Here is a 23,585-nt window from a genome sequence, read left to right as displayed (position 1 = left end):
GCGCGTGCCGCGGTCCTACGCATGGGGCCTCCAGTCGCCGAGGTAGGTCTCCCTGGTGTGCGCGCGGGCCTGCGCGCCGGTGAGCTGCGGCCGGTTCGCGGGATCCGTGACCGCGGCGCCCGGCCCGGTGTTGCGGTACTCGGCGAACCGCATGGCCTGCCAGGGGTGGGCCTCGCGCATGTTGGTGTACGGCGCCGCCGCGTCGATGCCGGGCCCGATCCGGCTGTCCCGGACGACGAGGGACGGCCAGGCGGTCGTCTCGTACGACGGGACCCACGGCCGGGCCAGTTTGTACGCCCCGTCCTCCGCGCCCGAGGTGAAGCGGCAGCGGACGGCGAGCAGGCCGCGGGGGTTGGCACGGGCGGTGGACGGGGCGAAGACCATGCCCTTGGGGGTGAAGCCGACCGCGCGGGGCAGGGTGTGGAAGCGGCACTCCTCGAACACGGCGGTGGCCCGCCCGAAGACGAAGTCGACGTCGCCCTCGATGTGGCAGTGCCGGTAGTACTGCCGGCCGAAGGCGCCGAGTTCGGTGGTGTCGGCGAACAGGGTGTCCTGGTGGGCCAGGAAGCGGACGCGGTCGAAGGCCGACCGGTCGCCGGTGACGTACGCGGCCACGGCCTGGGTGCCGGTGATGTCGGGGTGGTCGGCGCGCAGCCAGTCGTTGGCGAGCGTCAGGTCGCGGACGGTGAGGCCGGGGGCCGCCGAGGAGAAGGTGGCGGAGCCCGCGGTGCCGTACGTCGTGCCGTCGGGCCGGCGGGTGCCGTTGGCGTTGTCGTACACGACGACCGCGTCACGCGGGTCGCGGGTGGCGCCGCGCAGGGTCAGGCCGGCCGCCCCGGCGGGGACGTGCACGACCTCCCGGTAGGTGCCCGGGTGGACCACGATCGTCCAGCCGGGGCCGTCGACGGCGTCCACGGCGGCCTGGACGGAGTCGCCGGGGCGCACGTGCAGGACGCGGCGGTGCGGGGCGGCGAGGGCGGGGCGGGTGCCGGCGGCGGCCAGGCCGCCGGCGAGCCCGGTGAGCAGGGCGCGCCGGCGCATCTCAGCACGCCTCCCGCGCCGGCCGCCAGTCGCCGAGCCAGGCCGCGCGGGTCGCCGACCCCGCTTCCGCCTCGGAAAGCTGGGGCCGGTTCGCGGGGACGGTGACGGCCGCGCCCGGGCCGGTGTTGCGGTACTCGGCGAACCGCTGGTCCTGCCACGGGTAGGCGTCCGACATGTTCGCGTAGGGCGCGGCCGCGTCGATGCCGGGGCCCAGCCACGACTCCCGGACGGTGAGCATCGGGCGGGCGGTGCGGTCGGAGCTGGGCACCCAGGGGCGGGCGAGCTTGTAGAAGCCGTCGGGGGCCTCGCCGGTCACGCGGCTCCTGGTCACCAGGTAGCCGCGCGGGTTGGCGCCGGCCGTGGAGGGCGCGAAGACGAAGCCGTAGGGGGCGCCGGCCAGGTCGGTGCGGTCCAGGGTGCGGAAGTGGCAGTGCTCGAAGACCGCGGTGGCCCGGCCGAAGACGAAGTCGACGTCGCCCTCGACGTAGCAGTGGGCGTAGTACTGGCGGGCGAAGGCGGTCAGGGCCGGGGAGTCGGCGTACAGGGTGTCCTGGTGGCCGAGGAAGCGGCAGTGGTGGAACGCCGAGCGGTCGCCCTGCACCTTGATCGCGACGGCCTGGGTGCCGGTGACGTCCGGGTGGTCGGCGCGCAGCCAGTCGTTGGCGAAGGTGATCCGGTGGGCGGTGAAGCCGTCCGCCTGGACGGTGGTGGTGGCGGAGCCGGTGGTGCCGTAGGTGCCGCCGCCGGGCTTGGGGGTGCCGGCCGCGTTGTCGTACACGACGACCACGTCGCGCGGGTCGTCGCCCGCGCCGATCCAGGTCATGTCGGTGCGGTCGGCGGGGACCGCGACCGTCTCGCGGTAGGTGCCCGGGGCGATGACCAGGGTGCGGCCGGTGCCGGTCGCGGCGGCCACGGCGGCGGCGACCGTCGTGAAGTCGCCCGCGCCGGCGGGATGGACGTAGAGGGTCGCGGGGTCGCGGCGGGCGGCCGGTGACCCGTACCGGCCGAACGGGCGGGTCCGGGCGTCCGCCCGGGCGGTGCCGGGGGCGAGGCCGAGGGCGGCGCCCGCGGCGGCGCCCGCGACGAGGAAACCCCGGCGGGTGAGGGGGCGGTGGGGATGCGAGAGCATGCGCTGCTCCTTCGCGGTGCGGCTCGTGCGGGGAGGGGGTGGAGCGGTGGCCGGGGCGGGCGCGGCCCTGCTGGGGCCGCGGTGCGGGCCGCCCCGGCCGGTCCGGGAGGAGGTCAGCGCAGGCGCCCGGCGCCCGCGCGGGCGCCGACGACGCCCGGGACCGCCTTGGGGTGGTCGGTCCGCGTCCGCAGGGTGGGGGTCCAGCCGGCGCCGGACTGGAGGGTCTCGGCGGGGATCTCCGCGTTGTGCACGGCGATCAGGTCGACGGGCCTGCCGTTGACGTAGTTGTCCCCGGCGGTGAGCGGCGCCTCGCTCCACTTCTTGAGGATCTTCGCCGGGCTGATCCCCGGCGCCAGGGTGAAGGCGTTGTGCTCGGCGACGAGCCGGGACTCCTTGCCGATGCCGTAGACGTAGCCCCACTTCTGGTCCTTGGTGACCACGAAGTGGTTGTTGTAGGAGTCGACCTGCCCGAACCGCACGCGCGGCGCGCGCTCCACGATGCCCTCGAAGCGGTTGTGGTGCAGGGTGACCCGCAGCTTGCCGGTGTCGGTGGCGCCGGCGCTGTCGCTGTTGCCGATCAGCATGGTCTTGTCGTGGTCCCTGAACGAGTTCCAGGACACGGTGACCAGGTCGGCGCCGCGCACCACGTCGAGCAGGCCGTCGTGCTGCTGGTAGGTCTTGCCGAAGTAGGCGGGCAGGCCGCTGTCGGGGTGGCGGCCGTCGGTGAGGGTGTTGTGGTCGATCCACACGTGGGTGGAGCCGTACACGACCACGCCGTCGTACTCGGAGTTCCAGGCGCCGGTCCCGTTGTCGTCGGTCGGGTCCCACTGCGGGAAGCAGTCGACCGGGGCCTCGATGGTGAGGTTGCGGACGATGACGTTGTCGACGCCCTTGATCTGGAGGCTGCCGCCGAGGATGCCGGAGTTCCTGCCGACGCCGACGATGGTGGTGTCGGCCGGGACGTTCGCCTTGATGGCCCGGTCCTGGCGGGCGGCGGACGCGGCCCGCAGGTCCTCCTGCTCGCCGCTGACCGGGGTGTCGTGGCCCCAGACGGCGGGGTCGTAGGCGGCGAGGTACTTCTGGAAGTCGTACCCCTCGGCCTCGAACGCCTCGCAGCCCTGCGAGACGGCGTCGATCATGCCCTTCACCCGGATGATCCTGGGCCCCGGACCGCCGTCCGCCAGGGCGGCGCGGAACTCCTCCCAGGTGGTGACCGTGTAGACGTGCTCGGCGTCGGCGGCCGATCCGCCCGTCGTGCCGGTGCCCTCGGCGGCCCAGCCGTCCCGGGCGCCGAGGACCTCGCGGCCCGGGTCGCGGCCGCCGGCCTGGGCGCCGGTGCCGGTCAGGGACAGCACGAGCGCCGTGCAGCCGGCCAGCACGGCCACCCTTGTTGTGGCATGCCCATGCCACTTCTGTGCGTTCATGGTGCGGCTCTCTCCTTCTCGTCGGGGGTTACGCGGAGGCCTCCGGCCAGGTGATCCAGGACGCGGGGACCTCCTCGTCGAGCCTGCGCACGTCGCGCGGGCCGAGCACGCCGGTGCGCAGCAGCTCCCGCGCCACCAGCCGCGCCACGGCGATCGCCCCGAGCGGGGCGAAGTGCGTGTTGTCCTGTTCGCCGGCGGTCCAGTTGAAGTACGTCTTCGTCTCCTCGGGCCCGAGCTCCTGCCACAGCGCCAGTGACAGGGCCTGGACGTCGAGCAGGGCCACCCCCTCCTCCCCGGCCAGCGCCCGCATCGCCGCCGGGTACTCGCCGTGGCTCGGCACGGCGTTGCCGTCGGCGTCGAAGCGCCGCCGCTCCACCGGGGTGGCCAGCACGGGCCGCGCCCCCCGGGCCCGGGCCCCGTCGACGTACAGACGCAGGTGGTCCTGGTACGTCGTCCACGGCTCGGTGTAGCGGGCGGGGTCCGCGGCCTTCTCGTCGTTGTGGGCGAACTGGATCAGCAGGAAGTCGCCGGGACGGATCCGCGCCAGGACGGCGTCGAGCCGGCCCTCGTCGACGAAGCTCTTGGAACTCCGGCCGTTGACGGCGTGGTTGGCCACGGGCCGGTCCCGGTGCAGGAAGAAGGGCAGCGCCGTCCCCCACCCGGTCTCGGGGGCGGCGTCGGTGTACTTCTGCGCGGCGGTGGAGTCACCGGCGAGGTGGAGGGTGCGGGGGGTGCGGTGCCCGGTGGCGGCCCGGGCGGTACCGGTCGCGGCGAAGGCGAGGGGGACGGCGGCCAACGCGGCCGAGGTGACCTGTCTACGGCTCAGTGACACGGCGGTGCCTTTCGAGCGGGGGGCTGGAGGACGCCCTGAGGGGCGCGGGGCTGGGCTCTCGGGGCGGCTTTGCCGCGTGGGCGCGCCCGGCCGGGGACGGTCCGCGGCCCGCGCACCACGGACCGCCCCGCGGCGGGACCCGGCGGAAGCCGGCCGGGGTCAGGACTTCTGCTGCTCGTCCCACTCGGCCTGCGCCTCGTTGAGCTGCTCGGCCATCCCGTCCAGGAAGTCCTTCGCGCTCATCTTCCCGAGCAGCACCTTCTGGAAGTTCGGCTCGTTGTCGGCCTTGGAGATGGTGTTCCAGTCGGGCAGGTAGTACGGCAGCTGCACGATCGTGGTCGACCCGTCGCTCAGCGCCTCGGCCGCCAGCTTCGTCGGCTCGGCCTTCTGGATCCACGCGTCCTTCGCCGCGTCCAGGTTGGCCGGCACCTGCCCGGCGGACTCGTTGAACTTCGAGTTCTCCTGGTGCGAGAGGGCGAACTCGATGAACTTCCAGGCCGCCTCCTTGTTCTTCGAGCTCTTGAACAGGCCGACGCCGTCCACCGGGTTGGAGACCTGCACGCGCTTGCCGTTCGGCCCGGTCGGCTGCGGGATGCCCCGGAACTTCTCCGGGCCCAGCGCCTTCACGTGGTCCTGGTAGGAGCCGAGGTTGTGGTTGAGCATGCCGATGGTGCCGGAGTCCCACTGGGCGACCATCTTGGTGAAGTCGTTGTTGAGGTCGGCCGCGGGGGTGGCCTTCTTGTAGAGCGCCGCGTACTTCTCCAGCGCCTCGACGTTCTTCGGGTCGTTGACGGTGGTCTTCTCGCCGCTGGAGTCCCAGAACGACGTGATGCCGGACTGGCCGTACATCGCGTCCAGGGCCTGCGCGATGGACCCGGCGCCGCCGCGGATGGTGTACCCGAACTCGTTCTTGCCCTTGCTGGTCAGCTTGCCGGCGGCCGCGTAGAACCGGTCCCAGGTGGTCGGCTCCTCCAGGCCCGCCTTCTCGAACAGGTCGGTGCGGTAGTACAGCACGCCGTTGTTCGCGGAGGTCGGGATCGAGTACAGCTTGTCGTCGCCGCCGCCGGCAGCCTTCAGGGACTCGACCATGTCCTTGTTGAGCTTGCCGTTCAGCGCGGAGCCGGCGAGCCGGTCGTCCAGCGGCTCCAGCGCGCCCTGCGCGGCGAACCCGGCGAGCATCGCCGCGCCGACGCCGCCGACGTCCGGCAGGCCGCCGCCCTGGATGGCGGTGTCGACCTTGGACTGGTACTCGGTGGAGGCGATGCCGACGTACTCGACGTCGATGTCCGGGTTGGCCTTCTCGAAGTCGGCGATGATCTCCTTCCAGATGTCGGTGCGGACACCGCCGTTGTTGTCCCAGAAGGTGATCTTGCCCTTGCCGCTGCCCTCGGCGCCCTGGCCGCCGCCCGCGCCGCTGCCGTCGTCGCCGCAGGCGGTCGCGGTCAGGGCGAGCACGGCGCCCAGGGCCACGGCGGCCGGCGTGCGGCGTCCGCCCGAGCTGTTTCTGAGGATGCTGATCTTCATTGGTCGGCTCTCTTCTTCTGGATCCAACGGGAGGTGGACGTGTGGGGGGCGGGCAGGGCCGTCAGCGGTGGCGGGCGTGGGGTGCCCAGCCGTCCGTGCCCTTCAGGTGGGCGGCGACGGTGTGCGCCCGGGCGTCGTCGTCGCTCAGCTGCGGCCGGTCGGCGGTGACCGCCGCGCCCGGGCCGGTGTTGCGGTACTCGGCGAACCGCGCGTCCCGCCACGAGAAGCCGCCCATGTCGGTCCACGGGGCGGACTTGACCGCGGCGGGCAGTTCGGTGTCGCGGATCAGGACCTGCGCGACCGCTTCCGGTGCGCCGCCGGGGTGCCAGGGCCGTCCCAGGTGGACGGACCCGGCGGGCGCGTCGCTGACGATCCGCGACCGGGTGATCAGGAACCCGTACGGGTTGCCCGACCAGGTCGAGGCGGCGGTGACGTAGCCGTTGTTCGTCTCCGAACCCCGGCTGAGCGCGCGGATCACGGAGCGCTCGATCACCGTCGTCGCCCGGCCGTAGACGAAGTCGACGTCGCCCTCGATGTAGGCGTCGCGGAGGTAGACCCGGCTGACGGTGGTCAGCGCGGGGCTGTCGGTCATCAGGGTGTCCTGGTTGCCCAGGAAGGCGGTGTCCTCGAAGACGATCCGGTCGCCGGTCGTCTTCACCGCCAGCGCCTGCTCGCCGCTCAGCTCGTGCGCGGCCTCGTCGAAGTCGTTGACGAAGGTGAGGTGGCGCGCGGTGACGTCGTTCGCGGCGATCCGCACGGTCGCGCTCCCGGTGGAGCCGCCGTACGCGGCGGGCGTGTCGTAGACGATGACCGTGTCGGAGCGGTTCTGTCCAGTCCCCTGCAGCAGGATGTTCGGCTTGGCCGCGGGAACGACGACCTTCTCCCGGTAGGTGCCGGGCGCCACGGCGATCGTCACGGGCACGTCGTTGCCCTCGGGGACGGCGTCCACGGCGGACTGCACGGTCGGGTAGGAGGCCGGGACGTGCAGCACCGTGCCGATCCGCCGCTGCGGGCCGGAGAACCGCTTGACCAGCGCCGGCACGGCCGCGGCCGGGTCCAGCCGGTAGGCGTAGAACTCCCGCGGCTCGAAGGCGGCGCCCCACTCGTCGTGCCGTCCGGTGGTGTCGCGCAGGACCGACCCGCGCTGCACCAGCTCGGCGGTGGCGTCGGCCTGGTAGGGGTGCTGCACCCGGTCGTAGTAGCTGTTCTCGATGACCATCCGCGTCCGGCCGCGCGACCAGTTCCCGTAGGTCCACACGGGGTCGTCCGGATCCGCCTGCGCGGTCAGGTAGTTGTTGTACAGGTGCGCGTAGGCGGCGTTGTCGACCGACGGGTTGCGCTGCTTGGTGCCGCGGAACCAGTTGTGGTCGACGGTGATCTGCGTCCTGACGTTGCTCGTCCAGCCCAGCCCGAACGTCTTGTTGTTGTCCTCGAACCGGTTGTACGAGACGGTCACGTACTCGCTGTCCTTGCGGATGTCGAGCTGTCCGTCGCAGATGCGCGAGAAGCGGTTGTGGTCGATCCAGACGTGGTGGACGGTGTCCATCTGGATGCCGTCGAAGTCGGTGTCCTTGCAGTCCCAGTTCCCCTCGACCGCCGAGTCGCGGATCGTCAGGTTGCGGATGATCACGTTGTGCGTGCCGGGGGCGAGGTGGAACTCGCCCTGCACCAGTTCGCCGCCCGTGCCGACCCCGACGATCGTCTTGTGGGAGGCGACCTCGACGGCCGCGCCGAACGGCTCGGCGGTGATCGCGCCCCGGACCCGGATGACGTAGGGCTCGGGTGCCGCCGCGTACCGGGCGAGCGCGGCCTGGTCGGTGACCGTGACGACCTTGCCGCCCGCGCCGCCGGTGGTGCCGCCGGCCAGGGAGGCGAAGCCGTGCGGCCGGTCGGTCCAGCGGTCCGCCGCCGGGGCGGCTCGCGCCGCTTCCTCCCGGCCCTGGGGAACGGCCCGGGCCTCGCCGGCCGAGCCGAGGCCCAGCGCGGCGACGAGGCCGAGCACGGCGGCCACGACCTTGCCGTGCCCCGGTCTCGGCAAGCGCTTGCTGCCACGGAGGTGCGTCATTGCGGCTCCCAACAGGCGTACGGGTGTCTCGGGCGGTCTCAGGAGGGCGTGATCCGGAAGTGCGTGAACGTGGCCGTGCCGGCGGGTCCCTGGCCGGCCGGCGCGAGGGCGAACAGGCCGAGCAGGGCGCCGACCCAGCGCCAGGGGGTGGCGGCGAAGACGGGCCCCGACGGGCGGAAGCCGTCCCCGGTGTCGGCGGAGAAGCGGCAGCGCGCCCCGGCGGAGACCTCGATGCGCAGCCGCGCCCGTCCCCCGGCGGCGGGCCGGGGGTGGTCGGCGTCCCGCTCGTGCTCCGCGACCGTCTCGGCGAACCGGTGCACGAGGTGCACGGTCCCGTCCGCGCCGCGCTGGAGCCCGATCCAGCCGAACGCGTCCCCGAGGACCGCCAGTCCGGCCCGCGCACCCGGCTCCTCGCTGTCGAGCCGCAGCTCGACCTCGACCGTGCAGGGCGTGCCCGGCAGCCGCTGGGTGAGGACGTTCGGCAGCCGGCGCAGGTCGTGCGCGTCGGCCGGGCGGACGCAGGCCAGCCGCAGCCCGTCCCCGGCGTGCTGGGTGGCCCAGCCCTCCTGCCGGTTGGCCGTCCACTGCCACTGGCGTCCGTACCGGCCGCCGGGGAAGTCGTCGTCGGTGGCGGGCGCGGCCGGCGGCTGCGGCGGCAGGGCGGGCCGCTCGTGGACGGTGACGGGCGCGCCGTCGTCGCCGAGCACCGGCCAGCCGTCCGCTCCCCAGCGCATCGGCTGGAGGTGGACGACCCGGCCGTAGGCGCCGCGCTGCTGGAAGTGCAGGAACCAGTCCTCGCCGGCCGGGGTGCGCACCCAGCCGCCCTGGTGGGGGCCGTTGACGTCGGTGTCCTTCTGCTCCAGGACGATCCGCTCCTCGTAGGGCCCGAAGAAGTCGCGGGAGCGGAAGGCGCCCTGCCAGCCGGTCTCCACTCCCCCGGCGGGCGCGAGGATCCAGAACCAGCCGTCGTGCCGGTAGAGCTTGGGGCCCTCCAGGGTGAACCAGCCGGGGATGCGGTCGGCGTCGACGATCACCTTGCCCTCGTCGAGCAGGGCGGTGCCGTCGGGGCGCATGCGGTGGCCGGTGAGGCGGTTCTTGACGCCCGACCGGGACTTGGCCCAGGCGTGCACCAGGTAGGCCTCGCCGGTCTCGTCGTCCCACAGCGGGCAGGCGTCGATCAGGCCCTTGCCCGCCTTCAGCAGGTGCGGGCGGGTCCACGGACCGCGGATCTCCGGCGCGTTGACCTGGTAGATCCCGTGGTCCGGGTCGCCCCAGAAGATCCAGAAGCGGCCGTCGTGGTGGCGCAGGGAAGGGGCCCAGACACCGCAGTCGTGGCGCGGCCGGTCGAACGCGGCCGCCGGTTCCAGGCGGTCCAGGGCGTGTCCGACCAGGGTCCAGTTGACCAGGTCGCGGGAGTGCAGCAGCGGCAGGCCGGGGGCGCGGCCGAAGCTGGAGGCGGTCAGGTAGAAGTCGTCGCCGACCCGGACCACGTCCGGGTCGGACCAGTCGGCGTTCAGGACCGGGTTGCGGTAGGTGGTGTCGGTCTGCCGGACGCTCACGCGCTCACCGCCTTGCGGACGAGGGCGGCGGCCGCGGCGCGGTCCAGGCGGCCGTCGGCGACCACGGTGACGATCCGCCGTACGACGGTGTCGCCGGCCGGGACGGCGAGCCGCTGCCCGGACGCGAGCGACGAGCCGACGCCCGGGTACTCGGCGGTGCGCACGAACCACGGGTCCCGGCGGGTGGCCTCCGTCGCCCCGGCGAAGACCAGCGTCCACGTGGAGCCCGCCAGCGCGAGCCAGTCGGCGCGCCCGCCGTGCACCTCCGCCTCGCCCTCGGCGTCGGGGGTGAAGACGTCCGGGGCGCCGGCCTCCTTGGCGGCGCGCCAGAAGAAGCCGCCGTAGGCCGCTCCGGGGCGCCCGTTGGTGGCCGGGCTGCCGATGGTCAGCGTGCCCGGCGTGACGTTGGTGAGGGAGAAGGTGAAGTCCAGCGCCCAGGCGGTGCCGGTGAGTTCGGTGGCGGCGACCGTGCGGCGCTCGCGCAGCAGCTCGGCCCCGGCGGCGACCCAGCGCAGCTCCGCCACGAACCCGTCGGGGTCGCGCAGCTGGAAGCCGGTGTGGCGCTGCGAGCCGTGGTTGTCCAGCTCGGTGGGGCCCCGGTCGCGCACGTAGGTGCGGCCGCCCCAGAAGTTGTGCCCCTCGACGTCGGGAACGGCGACACCGACGCCGAGGTGGTGTGCGTGGTCGGCGGGGCTCAGCTCGGTGACCGCCGTGCCGGCCAGGGTGGTGACGGGGTGCAGGTAGGGACGCGGGGACAGGCGCGCCGGGAGCTCGGGCCGGGTGACGTACCGGCCGACCGGACGGCCCGCGACGCGCAGGACGGCGGTGTCGTCGCCGCTCATCGGGCGCTCACCTCCTTCGGGCGGTGTGCCGCGGGGCGGGCCCAGGGGGCGCCCAGCTCGGAGTAGAGGGAGAGGGTGTCGGCGGCCGCGGCGACGAGTCCGTCGACGCCGGGCACGACCCTGCGGTTCTCGGCGGGGATCCGGCGCCAGGCGCCGTCGGGCAGCGGCACCGGGTCGGGGGCCTGCCGGATCGCCTCCACGACCTGCATGAAGGCGCCGGTGTCCTCGGGGGTGACGAGCAGGTCGGCGCCGGTGGTGAGGTGGGCGACGAGGTTCTCCAGCAGGTCGGTGCGGCCGTACTCGGTCTCCTCCGGGCCGTGGCCGGCGCGCTGGAGCAGGACGCGGTCCTGCTTGTACCAGAAGGTGATGCGCCCCCTGTCACCGTGCACCAGGACGTACGGCTCGTCGGCCCGCTCCGCGCACAGGGTCGCGGCGACGGTGACCGGGTGGCCCTGCGCGGTGCCGATCCGGACGCAGGAGGTGTCGTCGGACTCGATGGCGTTGGCGCGCAGCAGCTCGGTCTCGATGCCGGTGACGTCCTCGGCGCGGGTGCTGCCGCCGAGCGCGAGGGCGGTGGCGACGGCGTGCGCGAGGGGGTTGGTCAGCGCGCCGTCGACGACGTCGACGCCGTTCAGCCGCCGGCGGCCCGCCCAGGGCGCCCGCCGGAAGTAGGCCTCGTCGCGCACCCAGACCCCGGCACCGCCGATGCCGACGAGCCGGCCGACGGCGCCCTCGGCGACCAGCTCGCGGATCGCGGGCACGGCGTGCGAGCCCAGCGACTGGAAGCCGATCTGGCAGGCCACCCCGGCCTCGGCGACCCCGTCGGCCATGCGGCGGTACTCGGCGTAGCCGGGGGCGGGCGGCTTCTCCAGCAGGAGGTGGACGCCCCGGCGGGCGGCGGTCAGCGCGAGGTCGGTGTGGGTCGGGATGGGCGTGCAGATCACGGCGATCCGGGCGCCGGTGGAGTCCAGCAGGGCGCCGAAGTCGGCGGACTGCTCGGGGCTGCCGAGGCCGGCCAGCTCCTCCTCGCTCAGGGGGGTCAGTTCGCAGACGCCGGCGAGCCGGACCAGGCCCCGGTCCTGGAGGCGGCGGATGTTCTCGACGTGCCAGCGGCCGTGGCCGCGGGCGCCGGCGAGGACGACGGGCAGCGGGGTGGCGTTCGCGGTCATCGGATCCTCCCGGCTCCCGCGCCGCGGGCGACCTCGCGGTCCGCCTGCCGGGCGCTGTCGATCGGGCCGTGCAGCGCGGGCGTCCAGCCGACGTCGGCGGTCAGGTCGCGTTCGCTGCCGGAGTTGTAGGCGTTGTGGATGTCCAGCAGGTCGACCGGGTAGCCGTTGAAGAGGGTGCCGGTGGCGTGCAGGGCGGTGCCGTTCCAGCTCTTCACCAGGTCGGCGGCCTCGACGTGGCCGGGGGTGGTGAAGGCGTTGTTCTCGGCGTGCACGGCGGACTCGGTGGAGACGCCGAGCGCGTAGCGGTGGTCGTGGGCGTCGTCGGGGACGACGTAGCGGTTGTTGTAGACGTGCACCTGGCCGAAGCGGACGCGCGGGGCGCGCTGGACGACGGCCTCGAACTCGTTGTGGTGCAGGGTGACGCGCAGCCGGCCGCGGTCGCCGGTGGCCGTGTCGCTGTTGCCGATGAGCATCGCCTTGTCGTGGTCGGCGAACCGGCTCCAGGAGACCGTCACCAGGTCCGAGCCGTTGGTGATGTCCAGCAGGCCGTCGTGGCGCAGGTAGTTCCGGCCGAAGCAGCTGGGTTCGTCCTCGTCGAGGTGGCCCCGGTCGGAGGCGGTGACGTGGTCGACCCAGACGTGCGTGGCGCCGCGCAGCCAGAGGTTGTCGTACGCCGCCTTCCAGTCGCCGAGGCCGCCGGTGTTGGGCTGCCAGGCGGGGAAGCAGTCGTAGGCGTCGCGCAGGTCGAGGTTGCGGACGATGACGTTGTGCGCGCCGTCGACCCGCAGGCTCGCGCCCTTCAGGACGGCGGAGGAACCGAGGCCGACGAGCGTGGTGTGGGAGCCGACGGCCAGTTCGACGCGCTCGGCCTGCCGGGCCGCCGACGCCCGGCGGGCCTCCTCCTGGGGGCCGCTGGGCCGGGCCGTGCCCCAGGTGCGGGGGTCGTAGGCGGCGAGGTACTTCTTCAGGTCGTAGCCACCGGTGGCGTAGTCGGCGCAGTCGAGGCGCCCGCCGTCGTCGTCGGTGTTGGCGTCGACGGTCCCGGCGATCTTGATGATCTTCGGGGTGTCGCTGCCGCCGTCGAGGGCGCGGACGAGCCCGGCCCGGTCGGTGACGGTGTACACGTGGGCGTCGTCGGCCGCGGCGCCGCCGGTGGTGCCGGTGCCGTGGGCGGCCCAGCCGTCGTGCGCGGGCAGGGTGTCGCGGCCGATGTCGCGCGCCTGGGCCTGCGCGGGGACGCAGAGCGCGCCCAGCAGCGCGGCGGCCGACGCGAGGTGACGGACCCTCATCCCTTCACCGCCCCCGCGCTGAACCCGGTGATCAGCCACTTCTGGATGAAGGCGAAGACGAGCACGACCGGGACGGCCGCGATGATGCCGCCGGCGGCGAGCGCGCCCAGGTCGACGCTGTCCGCGCTCATCAGGGTGTTCAGGCCGACCGGGATGGTCTGCTTCTCCTGGTTGTTGAGGAACATCAGGGCGAACAGGAAGTGGTTCCAGGAGTGCACGAAGGCGAAGGAGCCGACGGCGATCAGGCCGGGCCGCAGCAGCGGCAGCACGACGATCCGGAAGGCCGTCAGGCGGTTGCAGCCGTCGACCCAGGCGGCCTCCTCCAGGGAGTACGGCACGTTCTTGATGAAGTTGCTGATCAGGATCATCGACAGCGGCAGCTGGAAGACCGTCTCGGCGATGATGACGCTGACCAGCGAGTTGATCATCTGGAGTTCGGCGAAGATCTCGAACAGCGGGACCAGCAGCAGCGCGCCCGGCACGAACTGGGAGCACAGCAGGGCGAGCATGAACGCCCGCTTGACCTTGAAGTCGAACCGGGCGAGGGCGTAGCCGCCGGCCAGCGCGACGATCGTCGTCATCACGAGGGTGGCGACGCCGACGAGCACGCTGTTCTGGAAGAAGGTGCCGAAGGACCGCTCCGTCCACACCTTCTCGAAGTGGTCGAAGGTGACCGGCCAGGGCACCAGCGAGGTCGAGCCGGCCGGGCGCAGGGCGAACAGCAGGATCCAGTAGAACGGGATCAGGGTGAAGACGAGGTAGACGGAGAGCGGCAGGTAGATCTGCCAGCGGGGGGCCTCGTCCCAGGCGCGGCGGCGGCCGCGCGCCGGCCGCGGCGGTTCGGGGACGGCGGGCGCGGGCGCCGGGGCGGGCACGGTGGCCTCTTTGGTGATCACTTGTCGCCTCCGAACTTGCTCAGCCGCAGGTAGACCATCGAGCAGAAGAGCAGGATCACGAACGCGACCGTGGTGAGGGCCGACGCGTAACCGAAGTTGTGGGACTCGACGGAGGTGTTGGCGATGTACAGCGGCAGGGTCGTGGTCTCGCCCGCGGGTCCACCGCCGGTCAGCGTGTAGAGCAGGTCGACGTTGTTGAACTCCCACACCGCGCGCAGCAGCGTGGACAGGATGATGGCGTCCTTCAGGTGGGGCAGCGTGATGTGCCAGAACTGCTTGATCCGGCTCGCCCCGTCGACCTCGGCGGCCTCGTACAGGTCCTTCGAGACGGACTGGAGGTCGGCGAGGATGAGGATCGCGAAGAAGGGCACGCCGCGCCACAGGTCGGCGACGATCGCCGCCGGGAACACGGTGGAGGTGTCCGACAGCCAGCTGGTGCCGTACGAGCCGATGCCGAGGTCGGCGAGGTAGCGGGTGATGCCGGTCTGGGAGTTGTACAGCAGCACCCAGATCGCGGAGGTCAGCACGCCGGAGACGGCCCACGGGGAGAAGACCAGGGCGCGTCCCAGCGCCCTTCCCACGAAGGTCTGGTTGACGATGAGCGCGAGCGCGAGGCCGAACAGGAGCTGGAGGCCGACCTCGACGAAGACCCACTTGGCGCTGAAGACCAGGGTGTCCCAGAACAGCGGGTCCGCGGTGAAGATCTCCGTGAAGTTCTCGAAGCCCGCGTAGCCGTTGCGCCACGGCTTGGTGGGGTTGTAGTGCTGCAGGCTGTAGTAGAAGACGCTGATCACCGGGTAGGCGATGAAGCCCAGCATGAGCAGGGCGGCCGGGGCGATCAGCAGGTAGGGAAGCCTGCGCGGGGTGGCGGAGGCACGGCGCCGCCTCGGTGGCGCGGGCGGTTTCGCCACGGCTGCGGCTTGGGCCATGACTGTTCTCCGTTTCTGGTACGTCGTGCGTTCGCGAGCTGGGTGAAGCGCTTTCTTCTTGTCCAGGGAGCCGCGCCGGGAGGGCGCGGCGGATGCGGGGTCAGCCCGCGTACGGGTCCTGCACCCGGCCGGGCCGGGCGAGGAACTCGAAGTCGCAGCCGGTGTCGGCCTGCGTGATCTGCTCGTTGTAGAGCGCGCCGTAGCCCCGCTCGTACCGGGTGGGCGGCGGTGTCCAGGCCGCCCTGCGCCGCCGGAGCTCCTCGTCGTCCACGTGGAGGTGGAGGCTGCGGGCCTCGACGTCCAGGGTGATGAGGTCTCCGCTGCGCACCAGCGCCAGCGGTCCGCCGACGTACGACTCGGGCGCGACGTGCAGCACGCACGCGCCGTAGCTCGTGCCGCTCATGCGGGCGTCGGAGATCCGGACCATGTCCCGCACGCCCTGCTTGAGCAGGTGGTCGGGGAGGGGCAGCATGCCGTACTCGGGCATGCCCGGGCCGCCCTTGGGGCCGGCGTTGCGCAGCACCAGCACGTGGTCGGCGGTGATGCCGAGCGACGGGTCGTTGATGGTGCGCTGCATGGTCCTGTAGTCGTCGAAGACGACCGCGGGACCGGTGTGCTTGAGCAGGTGCGGCTCGGCGGCGATGTGCTTGATGACCGCGCCGTCCGGGCAGAGGTTGCCGCGCAGCACCGCGACCCCGCCCTCGCGCGCGACCGGGTTCTCCCGGGGCCGGATGACGTCGTCGTTGTGGACGCGGGCGCCGTCGAGCTGCTCGCGCATGGTGTCGTGCGAGACGGTGGGCCGCTCCAGGTGGAGCAGGTCCGGGATCCGGGAGAGGAACCCGGGCAGGCCGCCCGCGAAGTGGAAGTCCTCCATGAGGTACGTCTGTCCGCCGGGCCGTACGTTGGCCAGCACCGGGACCGTGCGGGCGATGCGGTCGAAGTCGTCGAGGGTGAGCCGCACGCCCGCGCGGCCCGCCATGGCGATCAGGTGGATCACGGCGTTGGTGGAGCCGCCCAGCCCGAGGACGGTCGTCACGGCGTCCTCGAAGGCCTCGGCCGTCAGGATGTCGCTCAGGGTCCGGCCCCGGTGGACCAGGTCGACGATCGTCATGCCCGCCTTGGCGGCCATCCGGTCGTGCCCGGAGTCGACGGCCGGGATGCTGGAGGCGCCGGGGACGGTCACGCCGAGCGCCTCGGCGGCGGCGGTGAGCGTGGAGGCCGTGCCCATGGTCATGCAGTGGCCGGGCGAGCGGGCCAGGCCGCTCTCCAGCTCCTGCATCTCGCAGTCGCCGATGAGGCCGGCGCGCCGGTCGTCCCAGTACTTCCACATGTCGGTGCCGGAGCCGAGCACCTCGTTGCGCCAGTGGCCCGGCAGCATCGGCCCGGCGGGCACGAACACGGTCGGCAGGTCGACGCTGGCCGCCCCCATGAGCAGGGCGGGCGTGGACTTGTCGCAGCCGCCCATCAGCACGGCCCCGTCGATCGGGTACGACCGCAGCAGCTCCTCGGTCTCCATCGCGAGGAGGTTGCGGTAGAGCATGGGGGTGGGCTTCTGGTAGGTCTCGCTGAGCGTGGCGACCGGGAACTCCAGCGGGAACCCCCCGGCCTGCCACACGCCCCGCTTCACGGCCTGCGCGCGGTCCCGCAGGTGCACGTGGCAGGGGTTGATGTCGGACCAGGTGTTGAGGATCGCGACGACCGGCTTGCCCAGGTGCTCCTCGGGCAGGTAACCGAGCTGGCGGGTGCGGGCCCGGTGGCTGAAGGACCGCAGGCCCTCCGTGCCGTACCACTGGTGGCTCCGGAGCTCCTCGGGCCGCTTGCGCGGCGGGGTGGCACCGGTCATGCGGACCACCCGGCGGCTATGGCGGCGACCTCGGCGCGCTCCGCCTCGGGCAGCGGCTTGCTCGGCGGGCGGACCTCGCGGCGGCACAGTCCCAGCGAGGCGAGGGCCTCCTTGACGACGGTGACGTTGTTGGCGGAGCCGTTGGCGGCGCGCAGCTCCTCGAAGCGGCGGATCTGCTCCCAGACCTTCATGGCGGCCGGGTAGTCGCCGGAGCGCAGCGCGTCGATCATGTTGCGCGAGACGGCCGGGGCGACGTTGACCAGGCCCGAGGTGAAGCCGGTGGCGCCCGCGGAGAAGTAGGAGGGTGCGTACGGCTCGGCGAGCCCGGCGACCCAGACGAACCGGTCCAGGCCGGCGTCCCGCGCGAAGGCGGCGAACTTCGCCGCGTCCGGCACGGCGTACTTCACGCCGACGACGTTGGGGCAGGCGTCGGCGAGTTCGGCGAGGCGGGCGCCGGTGAGCTGCGCGTTGCGGACGTAGGGGACGACGCCCAGCTCGGGCACGGCCTCGGCAATGGCCCGGTGGTAGTCGACCCAGCCGGCCTGGGAGACGTAGGGGTGCACGGGCTGGTGGACCATCACCATCTGCGCGCCGAGCTCGCGGGCGTGCCGGGCGGAGGCCACCGCGGTCGGCACGTCGTGCCCGACCCCGACCAGGATCGCGGCGCGGTCGCCGGCCTCCTCGACGGTCAGCTCGGTGACCAGGCGGCGCTCCTCGGGCGTGAGGGCGTAGAACTCGCCGGTGTTGCCGTTGGGGGTGAGGGTGGTGATGCCGCCGTCGAGGAGGCGGCGCAGCAGGGTCCGGTAGGTGTCCCGCTCGACGGAGCCGTCCGCGGCGAACGGGGTCACCGGGATGGCCACCACGTCGGCCAGGGCCGCCCGCTGGGACTCGAACGTCGTTGTCATGCCAGACCGTCCTCTTTCTGGGCCCCGTCCTCCGCGGAGGGGAAGGCCCGCTCGACGAACGACGCGATGTGGGCGTACAGGGCGCGTGCCGCGCCGTCCGCGTCCCCGCCGAGGGCCAGCCGCAGGATGTCCCGGTGCTCGCTGGCCTCCCGCTCCCAGGAGGGGTCGGCGGCCCAGGCGACGGCGGAGACGAGGGCGGCCTGGTCGCGGACCTCGTCGAGCATCCGGCCGAGCAGCGGGTTGCCGCACGGCAGGTACAGGGCGCGGTGGAACTCCCGGTTGGCGAGGGAGCGTTCGGCGGTGTCGGTGGCCTCGTCGGCCCGGGTCAGCGCGTCCCGCGCGGCGTCCAGGGAGGCGCCGCGGCGCACGGCGCGCCTGAGCGCCTCGGGCTCCAGCAGCAGCCGCACGTCGTAGACCTCGCGCGCCATGTCCGCGTCCACCATGCGCACCGTGACGCCCTTGTACTGGCTCATCACGACCAGTCCGGTGCCGGCCAGGGTCTTGAGCGCCTCGCGCACCGGGGTCTTGGACACCCCGAACTGCGCGGCGAGTTCGGTCTCGACCAGGGCCTGGCCCGGCGTCAACCGCCCGGTCAGGATGCGGCGTTTGATCTCCTCCAGCACGTACTGCGTGCGGGAGGGGATCGGCGTGGGCACAGAGGTCATGCGCGCCTCTCGGATCTCGTGGATCGCATCAGCGGGGCGGACCCACGGGGGTCCGGTCGCGTATCTGATGTCGCGTATCGCGTCTCATATATGACGTACGAAGTACGACGCGATGACCGTAGGAGCGCCCTTGTGTTTCGTCAATGCTTCTGACCGAGGAAGTTGTGGTTGCCGTTCACACCCGCCGGGTGATCCCCTCCCGGGCGGCGGTGGTCGGGCCGCCGAAGACGGCGGCGGCGCGGGCGGTCGCCGCCTCCCGGTCGAGGGTGGGCCCGACGTGCGTGACGAGCAGTTCCCGCACCCCCGCCGCGCGGGCCGCGGCGCCGGCGTCCTCCGGGGTCAGGTGGACCTGTTCGCCTTCGTGATGCGCGTCGATGTCGGCCTCGCACAGGAACAGGTCGGCGTCCCGGGCCAGTGCGGTCAGCGCGGCGCAGGGTCCGCTGTCCCCGGAGTAGGCGAGCACCCGCCCCGCGCACGTGGCGCGCAGCCCGTACGCCTCGACGTCGTGCACGACGGCGCGGGCGGTCAGGAGCAGGCCGCCGTGCCGGGCGGTGTGCCCGTCGGCCAGGGGTCTCAGGTCGAGGATGCCGCCCGGGAAGCCGGGGACCGGCCGGCCGAGGAACCCGGCGAGGCGCTGCGCGCAGTCGGCCGGGGCGTAGACGGGGACGGGCGCGGGCGGGGTGAGTCCGCCGTACGCGAGGCCGTACACGGCGGAGAGCAGGTCGGCACTGTGGTCGGCGTGCAGATGGGAGATCCACACGGCGCTCAGCCGCGCGGGATCCGTGTGCCGCTGCAATTCCGCGAACGTCCCGGGCCCGGCGTCCACCCATACCTCGGCCCCGCCGCCGCGCAGCAGGTAGCCGGAGCAGGGCCGGTCGGGAGCGGGGTGCGGGGAGGCGGTGCCGAGCACGGTGAGGGAGAAGTCGTCGATCATGCGGGGAGGGTACGGGCGGGGTGCCGCCCGGGTGGCGTACCGGGTCGTCCGGGCGGGGGGAACTCCGGGTGCCGCGGCCAGGCCGCCGGGAAGCCGGTGTCGCCGGCGTGCCGCCGCCACCGCTCGCCGGGCGGTCCGCAGGTGACCTCCCCGATCCTCCCGGGCAGGGACGCCACCGGCGCCCGGGAGCGTGAGGGCGGCCGGGCCGGGGGACCCGCCCCGCGCGACGGGACACGCCGGCAGGCCGTCGAAGCCGACCAGGGCGTCCGGTTCGTGTTCCTACCCCCGCGGCGTCCACCCCGGGTCGCGCCCGCTCAGCCCCAGCGCCCGGTCCAGCAGGGGCGCGTCGGGCGGAACCGGGACGACGGGGCCGAAGACGCCGTCCCGGCCGGGGTCGTCCGCGGAGGCGGCGAGGAAGGCGTGGCAGGCCCGCAGGGCGGCCGGGTCGGGGTCGTAGGCCTGGCCGGTCGCGCGGGCCAGGTCCCAGCCGTGCAGGACGAGTTCGCCGGTCGCGACGAGGCCGGCCACCTCGCCGGGCAGGTCCACGCCCCCGGCGCGGGTCGTGCCGGTCCAGGCGGCCGGGTCCCGCCAGGCCTCGGCCAGTTCGTCCAGGGTGCCGGGCAGGTCCTCGCGCCAGCCGGGCGCGACGTCCGGGACGACGGCGCCCGGATCGGTGTCGGTCGTCGGGCCCGGCTCCTTGCGTCCGGCGTCGCGGAAGGCGGCGGCCAGCCCGGCGAGGTGGCCGAGCAGGTGGCGTACCGCGTACCGCGGGCAGGGCGTGGCGTGCGCCAGTTGCGTGTCGGCGACGGCCCCGGCGAGGCGGGCCACGACCGCCGCCTGCGGTCCGAGGTCGAGGGTGGTGCCGGTCGTGTCGGTCATCCGCTGCTCCTTCGGGAGTGCTCACGGGGTGGACCGACGGCGCCCGCGGAACTCATCGGCCGGGGCGCCCGGACATAGGGAATCCGCCCGATCCCCGCGCCGGGTCCTCAGCCGCACGATGGCCCGGCATGACGAACACTCGAACCGGGAAGGGCCGGACCCTGGTGCGCGTGCTGCGCGACCGTGACGCGAGGTTGTGCCTGCTCGCCGCGGTGGTCTCCGGCTTCGGCACGTCCGCGCTGTGGCTGGTGTCCGGCGTGTGGGTCAAGGACCTCACCGGCTCCGACGGGCTGGCCGCGCTGTGCCTGCTCGCGACGTGGGCGCCGGTGCCGGCCGGTCCGCTGCTCGGCCCCCTCGCCGACCGCGTCCGCCGCAGGCCGCTCCTGATCGGCGTGAACCTGCTGACGGCCGTCCTGCTGCTCCCCCTCCTCGCCGTCGGCTCCCCGGACGGCGTGTGGCTCGTGCTCGCCGTGCTGTGCCTGTACGGGGCGGCCGGCACCGTCCAGGACGCGGCCGAGTCGGCGCCGGTCGCCACCGCCGTCGACGGCGCCCTGCTCGGCGAGGTGAACGGGCTGCGCACGACCGCCGCCGAGGGCGTGAAGCTGCTGGCCCCGCTCGCGGGCGCGGGCCTCTACGCGGCGTGCGGCGCGGCGGGCGTGGCCCTGCTGGACGCGGGCACCTTCGTGCTGGCCGCCGGCCTGTACGCGCTGCTGCGCGTGCGGGAGGAGCGGCCCGGGCCGGCGGCGGGCGGCCGGCGGCGGGAGATCACCGAGGGCGCCCGCCACCTGTGGCGGCATCCCGTCCTGCGGCCGCTGGTCCTGGCCGGTGGCGCCACGATGCTCCTCACCGGCGTCAACGGGGCCCTGCTCTACGCCGTCGTCGACGGCCTCGGCCGCTCCCCCGCGTTCGCGGGGGTCCTGTACGCCGTGCAGGGCGCGGGGTCCGTGGCGGCCGGGCTGTGCGCCGGGCCGGCCCTGCGGCGCCTGGGGGAACGGCGGTACGCGGCGTGCGGCATCGCGCTGACGGCCGTGGCCGTGGCGCTGCGGGCGGTGCCGTCCGTGCCGGTGGCCCTCGCCTGCGGCGCGGCGGTCGGGGCCGGACTGCCGGCCGTGCCGATCGCCGTGCTGACCGCCGTGCAGCGCGAGACGCCCGGGCCGCTGCTGGGCCGGGTCACGGCCACCGCCCACACCCTGGTGTTCGGCCCGAACGCCGTCGGGCTGGCCGCCGGCGCCGCCCTGGTCGCGTCGGCCGGTCACCGGCTCGTGCTGCCGGTGCTCGGCGCGGCCCTGCTGGTGACGGCGGTCCCGCTGCTGCGCGGGTCTCAGAGCGCGGCGAGTGCCGCCCGCACCGCCTCCAGGTCTCCGTCGGACGCCAGCCCCGCGTGATACAGCCGCAGTTCGGTGGCGCCCCGCTCCCGGGCCCGCCGCGCGTCCGCCGCGAGCGTGCCGGGGCTGCCGCCCATCCCGGAGACGACGGTGAAGTTGGCGGCGACGACGGCGTCCGCGCGGCCCTGCCCGGCGAACGGCTCCAGCAGGCCCGGGCCGCCCGCGCAGGGCACGACGACGCCGTCCGCGACGGACAGGACGTGCGCGGGGTCGACACCGGCGTTGGCGCCGCAGTGGTAGGAGACCGGGTCGGCGTGCAGCAGCACCTGGAAGCCGTCGGGCGCGGCCTCGCGCACCGCGCGGACGGCCGCCTCCTGGAGCGTGCGGGCGGTGTCGTCCCGCCACGCGCGCGTGGCGGCGGCGGTCTCCTCGCCGAGGAGCTTCTCCACCCCCGGCCAGCCCCCGTCGGAGGGCGCGCCCCGCCACACCGGTTCCAGTGCGGCGCGGACGGCGGCGGCCAGGTCGCCGGCGTCCAGGCCGTGCCGTCCGTACCCCTGCCGGCAGTCCGGGCAGAAGCACAGCGCCATCAGGTACTGCCCGGCGTCGCCGAGGCCGACCCCGCCGGTCTTGTCGTGGGCGTGCAGGTGCGGGAACCCGTACCAGCCGAGGGACTCCAGTTCCGTGCCGCGCGCCCCGGGGCGGACGGCCGCCTCCGCCGCCAGGTCGGTGAGGTAGGCGCGCGTGGCGGGCTGCGCGATGCACGGCGCCCAGGGGTAGCGGTCGCCGTAGGCGTTGACGACGGAGGTGTGCGGATGCTCGGCGCCCAGCCGGGAGTTGTGGGCGAGCACCACCCAGGTGTGCACCTCCAGGCCGGCGTCCGCGAGCGCGCCGGCCGCCGTGCCGAAGGCGTCGCCGGGCGCCCAGTCGCCGGCCGCGTGGGGGCGCAGCTCCCGGCCGCGCCAGCGGGCGTCGTCCGCCGGGTAGAGCACGGCGGCGTACTCGGCGGTGACCACGCGGTGGCGCGGGTGGCGGGGCGTGAGGGCGCGCGTGGAGTGGTAGGCGGCGGCCAGCGTCACCTGCTCCACTCCGAGCGCGGCGATCCGCGCGGGTGCCTCCGGGTCCCCGACGACGTCCCAGGGGTAGACGAATGCCGACGCCTTCACATGTCCTCCTCGAGCAGCGCGTGGCCGCGCTCGATCAGCTGAGCGAGCTGCTTGACATGATCCCCGGCCGGCTCGTGCAGCGGGGGCCGCACCTCGCCCACGTCGAGCCCGCGCAGCCGCACCCCGGCCTTCACCAGGGAGACGGCGTAGCCGCGGCCCTGGGCGCGCAGGTCGACGAAGGGCCGGTAGAAGCCGTCCAGCAGGCGGTCCGCGGTGGCCCGGTCGCCGGTTTCGAGCGCCTTGTGGAAGGCGACGGCGATCTCGGGCGCGAAGCAGAACACGGCGGAGGAGTACAGCGTGATGCCGATGCCCCGGTAGGCGAGCTGGGTCTGCTCCGCGGTCGGCAGCCCGTTGAAGTAGAGGAAGTCGCCCGGGACCTCGGTGCGCACGGCGCTGACGATCCGCTGCATGAGGTCCAGGTCGCCGAGCCCGTCCTTGAGGCCGATGACGCCTTCCGTGCGGGCGAGTTCGACGACGCTCCCGGGGGTGAAGACGGCGTTGTCGCGCTGGTAGACGACGACGGGCAGGGAGGTCGCGGCGGCCACCTCCCGGTAGTGCCGCAGCAGCCCCTCCTGCGCGGCGACGACGAGGTACGGCGGCATCGCGAGCAGCCCGTCCGCGCCGGCCGCCTCGGCGAGCCGGGCGTAGCGGACGGCGAGGGCGGTGCCGTACCCGGCGCCCGCGACGACCGGGACGCGTCCCTCGGCCGCCTCCACGGCCGCCCCGACGCACGCCTGGAACTCCTCGGGGGCCAGGGCGTGGAACTCCCCGGTGCCGCAGCAGGCGAACACGGCGGCGGCGCCGGCCTCCACGCCGCGCCGGACGTGCGTGCGGTAGGTGTCGAGGTCGACGGAGCCGTCGGGGCCGTAGGCGGTGACCGGGAAGAACAGCGGCCCGCTGGGGATGCGGAGTCGAGCGGCGAGAGAGGCTGACGTCACGGGCACTCCCGGTTCCATATCCATGATCTGCGTCTACATTTCTGAACACGCTCACGCTAGAGGGCCACCCTGAGGCCGGTCAACCCGGTCAACCCCCAACACACCAGCGGATTTCCCGCGCGCGCGACCCCCTTGACGGGTCCCGCCCCGGCTCCTTAGCGTGTCCACGCATATGAATGCGGTGCGCCCTTGTGCACAGCCGTCCGTACGTGCCCGCGCGCCGGCCGCGCAGCC

Annotated in this window: 21 protein-coding genes; 1 reads left to right on the top strand and 20 read right to left on the bottom strand. The window is 74.0% G+C overall.

Translation table 11 applies throughout. The features are described 5' to 3' along the window. Positions 1–15 precede the first annotated feature (15 nt). The 18 genes from ACIF8T_RS05110 to ACIF8T_RS05025 form a co-directional block, all read right to left on the bottom strand. Positions 16–1,041, bottom strand: coding sequence for a pectinesterase family protein (locus ACIF8T_RS05110; protein ID WP_400031243.1), 1,026 nt, complete (start codon positions 1,039–1,041; stop codon positions 16–18). Position 1,042: 1 nt separating this feature from the next. After that, complete coding sequence (locus ACIF8T_RS05105) at positions 1,043–2,170, bottom strand: pectinesterase family protein (protein ID WP_400031241.1); 1,128 nt, start codon at positions 2,168–2,170, stop codon at positions 1,043–1,045. Between the two features lie 113 nt (positions 2,171–2,283). Further along, positions 2,284–3,594 (bottom strand): polysaccharide lyase family 1 protein, encoded by a 1,311-nt coding sequence (locus tag ACIF8T_RS05100; RefSeq protein WP_400031239.1) that lies wholly within the window; start codon positions 3,592–3,594, stop codon positions 2,284–2,286. 28 nt (positions 3,595–3,622) lie between these two features. Next, positions 3,623–4,426, bottom strand: coding sequence for a rhamnogalacturonan acetylesterase (locus tag ACIF8T_RS05095; protein WP_400031237.1), 804 nt, complete (start codon positions 4,424–4,426; stop codon positions 3,623–3,625). A 159-nt stretch (positions 4,427–4,585) separates the two neighbouring features. Then, a complete protein-coding gene (locus ACIF8T_RS05090) occupies positions 4,586–5,950 on the bottom strand; it encodes an ABC transporter substrate-binding protein (protein WP_400031236.1) in 1,365 nt (454 codons plus the stop codon). A 61-nt stretch (positions 5,951–6,011) separates the two neighbouring features. Further along, positions 6,012–8,015, bottom strand: coding sequence for a pectinesterase family protein (locus tag ACIF8T_RS05085; protein ID WP_400031234.1), 2,004 nt, complete (start codon positions 8,013–8,015; stop codon positions 6,012–6,014). Between the two features lie 38 nt (positions 8,016–8,053). Beyond that, positions 8,054–9,574 (bottom strand): family 43 glycosylhydrolase, encoded by a 1,521-nt coding sequence (locus ACIF8T_RS05080; RefSeq protein ID WP_400031232.1) that lies wholly within the window; start codon positions 9,572–9,574, stop codon positions 8,054–8,056. Beyond that, positions 9,571–10,416: a PmoA family protein gene (locus tag ACIF8T_RS05075; RefSeq protein ID WP_400031230.1), complete on the bottom strand. Its 846-nt coding sequence runs from the start codon at positions 10,414–10,416 to the stop codon at positions 9,571–9,573. The genes ACIF8T_RS05080 and ACIF8T_RS05075 overlap by 4 nt, the downstream gene beginning before the upstream one ends. Further along, entirely contained in the window at positions 10,413–11,585 is a 1,173-nt protein-coding gene (locus ACIF8T_RS05070) for a Gfo/Idh/MocA family protein (RefSeq protein ID WP_400031228.1), read from the bottom strand. Before ACIF8T_RS05070 ends, ACIF8T_RS05075 begins: the two co-directional genes overlap by 4 nt. After that, on the bottom strand, positions 11,582–12,874 hold the full coding sequence (locus tag ACIF8T_RS05065; protein WP_400031226.1) for a polysaccharide lyase family 1 protein: 1,293 nt from the start codon (positions 12,872–12,874) through the stop codon (positions 11,582–11,584). The genes ACIF8T_RS05070 and ACIF8T_RS05065 overlap by 4 nt, the downstream gene beginning before the upstream one ends. Then, positions 12,871–13,770 carry a carbohydrate ABC transporter permease gene (locus tag ACIF8T_RS05060; RefSeq protein ID WP_400031224.1) on the bottom strand — a complete coding sequence of 300 codons (900 nt, stop codon included), beginning with the start codon at positions 13,768–13,770 and terminating at the stop codon, positions 12,871–12,873. The genes ACIF8T_RS05065 and ACIF8T_RS05060 overlap by 4 nt, the downstream gene beginning before the upstream one ends. Continuing rightward, complete coding sequence (locus tag ACIF8T_RS05055; RefSeq protein ID WP_400031222.1) at positions 13,767–14,699, bottom strand: carbohydrate ABC transporter permease; 933 nt, start codon at positions 14,697–14,699, stop codon at positions 13,767–13,769. Before ACIF8T_RS05055 ends, ACIF8T_RS05060 begins: the two co-directional genes overlap by 4 nt. Positions 14,700–14,799: 100 nt before the next feature. Further along, positions 14,800–16,542, bottom strand: a complete 1,743-nt coding sequence (gene araD / locus ACIF8T_RS05050; RefSeq protein ID WP_400031220.1) for an L-arabinonate dehydratase — start codon at positions 16,540–16,542, stop codon at positions 14,800–14,802. Continuing rightward, complete coding sequence (locus tag ACIF8T_RS05045; protein WP_400031218.1) at positions 16,539–17,447, bottom strand: dihydrodipicolinate synthase family protein; 909 nt, start codon at positions 17,445–17,447, stop codon at positions 16,539–16,541. The genes araD and ACIF8T_RS05045 overlap by 4 nt, the downstream gene beginning before the upstream one ends. After that, positions 17,444–18,112 (bottom strand): GntR family transcriptional regulator, encoded by a 669-nt coding sequence (locus tag ACIF8T_RS05040; RefSeq protein WP_400031216.1) that lies wholly within the window; start codon positions 18,110–18,112, stop codon positions 17,444–17,446. Before ACIF8T_RS05040 ends, ACIF8T_RS05045 begins: the two co-directional genes overlap by 4 nt. A gap of 175 nt (positions 18,113–18,287) precedes the next feature. Next, entirely contained in the window at positions 18,288–19,046 is a 759-nt protein-coding gene (locus ACIF8T_RS05035; RefSeq protein WP_400031214.1) for an MBL fold metallo-hydrolase, read from the bottom strand. Continuing rightward, positions 19,043–19,222, bottom strand: a complete 180-nt coding sequence (locus tag ACIF8T_RS05030) for a DUF6368 family protein (RefSeq protein ID WP_400031212.1) — start codon at positions 19,220–19,222, stop codon at positions 19,043–19,045. Before ACIF8T_RS05030 ends, ACIF8T_RS05035 begins: the two co-directional genes overlap by 4 nt. Before the next feature lie 103 nt (positions 19,223–19,325). Further along, positions 19,326–19,925, bottom strand: a complete 600-nt coding sequence (locus ACIF8T_RS05025; RefSeq protein ID WP_400031210.1) for a TIGR03086 family metal-binding protein — start codon at positions 19,923–19,925, stop codon at positions 19,326–19,328. 128 nt (positions 19,926–20,053) lie between these two features. Between ACIF8T_RS05025 and ACIF8T_RS05020 the strand changes: the two genes are divergently transcribed. Continuing rightward, positions 20,054–21,310 (top strand): MFS transporter, encoded by a 1,257-nt coding sequence (locus ACIF8T_RS05020; protein ID WP_400031208.1) that lies wholly within the window; start codon positions 20,054–20,056, stop codon positions 21,308–21,310. Here the strand turns inward: ACIF8T_RS05020 and ACIF8T_RS05015 are convergent. Continuing rightward, positions 21,247–22,413, bottom strand: a complete 1,167-nt coding sequence (locus ACIF8T_RS05015; RefSeq protein WP_400031206.1) for a hypothetical protein — start codon at positions 22,411–22,413, stop codon at positions 21,247–21,249. The two genes, ACIF8T_RS05020 and ACIF8T_RS05015, sit on opposite strands and share 64 nt — an antisense overlap. Further along, a complete protein-coding gene (locus ACIF8T_RS05010; protein ID WP_400031204.1) occupies positions 22,410–23,351 on the bottom strand; it encodes a 5-dehydro-4-deoxyglucarate dehydratase in 942 nt (313 codons plus the stop codon). The genes ACIF8T_RS05015 and ACIF8T_RS05010 overlap by 4 nt, the downstream gene beginning before the upstream one ends. Positions 23,352–23,585 lie beyond the last annotated feature (234 nt).

Source organism: Streptomyces sp. NPDC085946 (genome assembly GCF_044540485.1).
GTDB lineage: Bacteria > Actinomycetota > Actinomycetes > Streptomycetales > Streptomycetaceae > Streptomyces.
The sequence above is the reverse complement of the archived record's forward strand: the minus strand, read 5'-3'. Positions and strand labels throughout refer to the sequence as shown.